Annotated in this window: 5 protein-coding genes; 3 read left to right on the top strand and 2 right to left on the bottom strand. The window is 60.9% G+C overall.

Annotation, left to right across the window (positions count from 1 at the left end):
• The first annotated feature begins 74 nt into the window (after positions 1-74).
• From IRZ31_RS19615 to IRZ31_RS19605, 3 genes are all read left to right on the top strand, one after another.
• Positions 75-287, top strand: a complete 213-nt coding sequence (locus IRZ31_RS19615) for a helix-turn-helix transcriptional regulator (RefSeq protein ID WP_170293138.1) — start codon at positions 75-77, stop codon at positions 285-287.
• Positions 288-832: 545 nt separating this feature from the next.
• On the top strand, positions 833-1,741 hold the full coding sequence (locus tag IRZ31_RS19610; protein ID WP_297156897.1) for a complex I NDUFA9 subunit family protein: 909 nt from the start codon (positions 833-835) through the stop codon (positions 1,739-1,741).
• Between the two features lie 277 nt (positions 1,742-2,018).
• The gene (locus IRZ31_RS19605; protein WP_297156894.1) at positions 2,019-3,887 is read left to right on the top strand and encodes an adenylate/guanylate cyclase domain-containing protein; all 1,869 of its coding nucleotides are present in this window, start codon (positions 2,019-2,021) and stop codon (positions 3,885-3,887) included.
• Positions 3,888-4,060: 173 nt separating this feature from the next.
• Here the strand turns inward: IRZ31_RS19605 and IRZ31_RS19600 are convergent, their stop codons facing one another.
• Both IRZ31_RS19600 and iscB read right to left on the bottom strand, forming a co-directional pair.
• A complete protein-coding gene (locus IRZ31_RS19600) occupies positions 4,061-4,942 on the bottom strand; it encodes a GNAT family N-acetyltransferase (RefSeq protein WP_297156891.1) in 882 nt (293 codons plus the stop codon).
• A gap of 124 nt (positions 4,943-5,066) precedes the next feature.
• A partial coding sequence (gene iscB / locus IRZ31_RS19595; protein ID WP_297156888.1) for an RNA-guided endonuclease IscB occupies positions 5,067-5,959 on the bottom strand: 893 nt, incomplete at its 5' end.

Here is a 5,959-nt window from a genome sequence, read left to right as displayed (position 1 = left end):
CAAAAAATATGTTATCCGTGTTATATATTATAATTACAATATTGCTCCATAAAGAGAGCAAAGGAGAGAGTGAGATGCCAACACTGGACGACCTGATCGCTGAAGCAGCCCTCCGCAAGACGGAGCTGGCCCGCGAGACGGGCATTGCGCCTGCTACGATCACCCGCATTAGCCACGGTGGCCCAACAACGCGTGTTACCGTAAATAAAATTCTCAAAGTGCTGGAGCGTCATTTGGGCCGGCGCATCGAGATCGAACATGTGGACGGTCTCAATATCACGAAATAGCGGCCAGGCTTGTCCAAAGAGAGGTTTGCATGATGTTGTACCGGCTGTCTTGGGAGACGTTACCTGTCGATAGATTGCTGTTCGCGAGACCTGAGTGGCAGGGGCCGGGTTAGGGAAGGGGCGTAGTTGGCCTCTTTCCCTGGTCGGGGGCGGCTGTCCTGGTTAGGCTGCAGTGCGAGTGAGCCGGGACAGGTCAGGCAACCGACGAGTGGGTGAACTATTTCGCCTCGCCTGCCCCCTGGCAGGCGAGGCTTGTTCTGGCTATTATTGGTTCTTCCCGACTTGCTCCGGGCTGGTTTCCCCACAGCTTTGCCTGCTGGTTCAGCGCTGGCCTGCTGCTCTCCTGCCTGCGTTGGGGAGCCTGCAAGCTCGGTCCTGCTCTAACCGCAGGAGGCGGTCTCTGTTAAAGGCTCCTGTGACGTCTTCTTCTCTGAGGGATCTCGCCATCGCTGGCGAAGAAAGCATGTCTGCCACACGGCGCCGGCTGGCAGCTAGCTGCCAGCCGCTTAAAGAGCGCAGGGGTGGCAGCAGTGAGGAGAGAAGCTATGATCCTGATTACGGGTGCAACTGGCTTTATCGGAAGACACCTGGTGCAGCGGCTGGTCGAGCGAGGCGAGCGACCGCGCTGCCTGGTACGCGACCGCCATCGCGCTGCTCAGCTCCTGCCAGTGGAGCATGTCGAGCTGGTAGAAGGGGCGACAACGCGCCCGGTCTCGCTGGAGCCGGCCCTGCGCGGTGTCGACACGGTCATCCATGCGGCCTTTATGACTGCCGACCGCAAGCAGTCGGCAGGCAATACCTATGAGGGGACCAATGTTGCCGGCACCACCAATCTGGTCAATGCGGCGCTGGCCGCCGGCGTCCGGCGCATGATCGAACTCAGCGGTCTGGGAACCAGGCCAGATCGGCCCGGCAGCTACATGCAAGGGCGCTACCTGGCCGAGGAGGTCCTCAAAAAGAGTGCCCTTGAATGGAGTATCGTGCAGCCCTCCGTCCTCTTTGGAAGAGGCGCCCCCTTCTTCAAGGGGCTGGCGGATCTGATCCGCAGCGCGCCGGTCGTCCCCCTGATCGGCGGTGGCTCGCTGCGCTTCCAGCCGATCTACGTTGAGGATGTGGTCAGCGTTATTCTGCACCTGCTAGACGATCCAGCGGGCAGCCGCAACCGCACCTTTGTGATCGGCGGCCCAGAGTATTATACGTTTGCCCAAATTATCAACCTGCTGATGGAGACGCTGCACGTGCGACGCCCTGCCTTACCTCTACCCCTCTTCCTGGCGCGGATCGGGGCCACAGCTATGGAGCTGGTCCTGCCCAAACCGCCGATTACGCGGGCAGCCCTGACTCTCTTTACCTTCGACAACATCACCGCCCTCGATGCGGTCGAGCGCCAGTTTGGTTTTCAGCCCCTCTCACTGCGCAGCTACCTGGCTCAGAAGGGCAAGGACGGCCTCTAGTCATGACTGATGGCGCCATTGAGGAAGCGCGCCGTTGATCTTCCTGTACGCGCGCCCCGGTGGGGCGGTCTCTGGGTCTGGAGCGAGGCTTAGCGGCGCTGTTGCCGTGCTGAGTCTCGCTCTGACTGGTCTATCCCGTCTGCCCTGTATCTCTCACGCAGCAGGTTGATAGTCTCTCTTTGTCTGCTCTGCCCCTGTGCTATAATAAGGCAGCGTTGCGAAGAGAGGCATCTTCATCTTCATCATCTTCTGGCTGCTTCGGAGGGAGGGACGCACAGTGTTGACGGACCTGGGGGAGTTGCACTCGCTGAGCGAGGCCCTGAAGCGTATTTCTGGCCAGTTGCACGAGCACACGCGTGAGCTGGAGCGCGCTGTTGAGGGGACCTATGCCAGTCATCTGAGTGATCCGCGTGTCCAGCTCCTCAGTAAGACGCTGGCGGTCAGTCGCCGTGCCGATCTGGAACTGTCGCGCCTGAGCCAGCTCATACTGAATCTGCAGCGGCGCCTGGAGCACCACGAGACGGCGGCGCTCGAGCGCGAGCAGGAGAAGCTGCGCAGTAGTATCACGGTCCTCAAACGCGAGCGTCATGAGCTGGAAACGCTCTATGAGATTGCGCGTACCTTGAACTCGACGCTGGAGTTCAACGAGGTGCTGCGCCTGGTCATGGATCAGGTGATCAGCTTTGTGGGAGCCGAACGCGGCTTTCTGGTCTTGCTTAACGAGCAGGGCGAGCTGGAGTTTAAGATTGCGCGCACCAAGGACGCCCGCAGCCTGGAGCGCGATGCCTTTAATTTGGGCATCAGCCAGAGCACGGTCAATCGCGTCATCCAGACGCGTCAGCCGATCCTGACCAGCAATGCTCAGGAAGATCAGAATCTCAAAGATCAGCGCAGTATCATTGAGAACCGCATCCGCTCTATTATGTGCGCACCGCTTGTGGTGCGCGATCGCTGTATAGGAGCTGTCTATGTAGACAGTCGCCTGAGCGCTAACTTATTTGGCCCTCAGCAGCGTGATCTGCTCTTTGCCTTCTGCCATCAGGCGGCCATTGCCATTGACAACGCCCGCCTCTTCGCTGATCTGCAGCGCACCCTGCGCCAGGTCAACGAAGATAAGCAGTACATGGACAACATCTTTGCCTCGATTGCCAACGGCGTGATCACCACTGATCCTCAAGGGATGATCACGACCTTCAATCGGGCGGCGGGCGCGATCCTGAAGCTGGATCAGCGCGCGGTGCTGGGCAGGCACTACCGCGAGGTGTTGGGGGCGCTTCCAGAGCTGGGCCTGGTCGATCTGCTGCAGGAGGCGTTACTGCACCATGAACATGGCACGCGTGTGCCTGTAGCCTTCGAGGGTGAGGTCGCGGGACTGGGCTGGGTCAATATGAATTTCTATGTGACCGCCCTGCGGGATGAGCATGGTCAACATATTGGCACGGCCCTCGTTATCGACGATCGCACCGACCTGAAGCGTGCGCAGGCCGAGGCGCGTGAGATCAAATCGCTCTTCGGGCGCTATGTCCATCCCAGCGTGGTCAAGCGCCTGATTGAAGACCCGCGCTCGCTCAAGCTTGGTGGTGAGACTCGCGAAATCTCGGTCATTTCCGCTGATCTCCGGGGGTATACCAGCCTGGCTGAGCGTCTTCCGCCGGAGCAGATGATGAATCTGCTCAATAACTATCTGGATCTGATGGTAGAAGCCATCTGGGACGAGGGAGGAACGCTAACGGCCTTCTGGGGCGATGAACTCATGGCTATTTTCAATGCCCCCTTGGAGCAGGATGATCATCCCTTGCGGGCGGTGCGGGCGGCCTGGAAGATGCGTCAGGCAATTCTCGACTACGGTCGTCGCCATCCCGACGAGGTGCCCGTCAAGTTCGGCATCGGAGTCAATACTGGCCTGGCGATCGTAGGCAATATCGGCTCACGCGGTCGCATTCAGAACTATACGGCCATTGGCGATACCGTCAACGTGGCGGCCCGTCTCCAGTCCAGGGCCGACGATAATAATATCTACCTGAATGCTCCGACCTTCTACCGCGTGCGCCAGCATGTCCAGATCGACCATGTTGGGACGGTTTCTGTCAAGAATCGCTCCGAGCCGCTGGAGGTCATGCGCCTGACGGGAGTCTATAGCCTCTAACCAACTGAGCTGACCAGACCGGCAGCTTCGGACCATGCCTTTCTTCCTTGCTGACCAAGCGAGCGAGAGAGAAAGCCAGTGGCCTGCCTCATGCTCTACGAGCGTGCCGCTGGCTCCCTCTCCTTCCGCTTCGCTTCCGTTTCTCCTCCCCTCGTCGGTCGAGGGGTGAGAGGTCAGGAGGTGCTCGCGGCAGACAGCTCCTTGCGCAAGATGAAGCCGCGCTGAGGCATCCGAACGAAGCCGAACCACTCGTAGAGGCGGTGGGCCCGCTGGTTGTCCTCCTGGGTATTCAGCATGATGCGGCGCGCGCCCGCACGAGCAAAGAAGCTAATGGCCTCGGCCATCAGACGGGCGCCAATCCCCTGCCCGCTGAAGGCCGGATGGACGGCGATGCGGATCAAGTAGCCGTAGCCCTCATCGACGGTGTTGAACTGGTAGCCGACGAGGCGTCCCTCCAACTCCGCCACGACGAAGTAGGGATGAGTGGCGGCGATGTCGGCAAAAGCCGCGGCGTCGTAGCGCCACAGCGGCGCGAAGCAGAGCCGCTCGATCTCACAGAGGGCCTCGAAGTCGCTGTTGCGCACGCTGCGTATGCTGACCTCCTGGTTGCCGTGCGTGGGGACACGGTAGTCGAATTTGTCGTAGGCATAGAGAAGGCTATGCGGCTCGAAGCCCCGCCTGAGCAGTGGGGTGCGCAGCCAGTCTTGTTCCAGGTCGTTGCCCGAGTAATAGAGTTGGGTGACGCCGCGCGCCTGCAGGCTGGGTTGCAGGTAATCCAGCAGGCGGTCGAGATGGTCAAAAGCGCGTCGATGTTCGCTCCAGCTCACGCCGAAGCCGCCAATCCAGGCCACTGGTGGATTCAGGGCCTGGGAAAGCAAAAAGCTCTGCAGCTGCTCAGCGTGGAAGAGACCCCAGCCGGGATAGTGCTCCAGGAGGCGCGACAGCTCCTGAGCAGTGAAGCGCTGGTAGACGTAATCTGAGAACAGCAGGAGCTTCTGAACGTGGGCGAGATCACAGGAGGTCAGAGGACGCACGAGCTGCGAACCTGTCTGCATAGGGCCTCCTTGGTAGTAGGGGCATCATTGCCCTGGCTCGCTCCTTCTGGTTTTTGGGCCTCGTCTCGTTTGGGTGGCTCTGGCTGTAGCTACCTGGCCACTCTCGTCTCAGCGGTTCACCAAATCATGCGGCGCCGGAAGCCCCGGCGTTCACGCCTGGGGAGGAGGCGCCGCGCCCGCCTTTCATCATATATCCGTATCCATCTGCCCGCTGAAGCAGGCGACACCACCTCCACGAAATCCCATCCGCTTTTCCCACCCGGAACGATCCAGAGGCGCGCACGGCCACCGGGCCAACATGGACTCCGGTGCGCTTGCCCCTCGGTACTTCCGCACGCACCAGATCCCCCGTGCGCAATCCACGCACCGTCTTGGAACGCATCCTGTATCCGCGCGGGAACCCGTGGGCGTCCACGTTCGTCCGGCACCGCTGCCCGCGTCCCAGTGCCTTGATGGCAAGAACCGGGGCATGCCAGCCGGACACCCCGGCAAGATCGCCCACGCACAGGGCGTCCAACGCATGCGTCTTCGGGAGTCCCAACCGTTCCCGGTTCCACTTCGTCCGCCCGCCCGTCCATGAGCCAACCAGGAGGCCCAGGGCACACAGACCGTTCCGGATCGCGGAGCGCGTCCTGTTGACGGCCGCGGCGTCCTTCAGCGGCATCTTCGCCCTGGCTTGCACTTCCGGGTGGCCAAACTCCTCCGCCGTCCGGTTCCCCTTGGCCTGGTTGCAGACGCGGCAAGCCACTGTGAGGTTACTCACCCGATCAGTTCCCCCTCTCGACTTCGGAATGATGTGCTCGATCTCCAGTGGCACGTTCTCCGCGCCACAGTACACACAGCGGCGTCCCCATTTCTCCAGCAAGTACTCGCGGACTTCATAGCCGAACAGCTCGCCACGCTGGTACTCCACCCCAAAGATCTCCGGGTGGTGCAGCGCCTGCGTGTCAAACCGGACGGTCTCGATCTCGATCCAAGCAATGGGGGCCAGGCGCCGGTACCGGCTCGCCCACGAGA

It is taken from the genome of Thermogemmatispora sp. (genome assembly GCF_019683635.1).
In the GTDB taxonomy this organism is placed as follows: Bacteria; Chloroflexota; Ktedonobacteria; order Ktedonobacterales; family Ktedonobacteraceae; genus Thermogemmatispora.
Note: the sequence above shows the minus strand (reverse complement) of the source record. Positions and strands in the feature narration are given on the sequence as shown.

Excerpts from the sequence above, each read along its gene's own strand:
- IRZ31_RS19610 (WP_297156897.1), top strand. The coding sequence starts at position 833 with ATGATCCTGATTACGGGTGCAACTGGCTTTATCGGAAGACACCTGGTG.
- IRZ31_RS19600 (WP_297156891.1), bottom strand. The coding sequence starts at position 4,942 with ATGCAGACAGGTTCGCAGCTCGTGCGTCCTCTGACCTCCTGTGATCTC.
- IRZ31_RS19615 (WP_170293138.1), top strand. The coding sequence starts at position 75 with ATGCCAACACTGGACGACCTGATCGCTGAAGCAGCCCTCCGCAAGACG.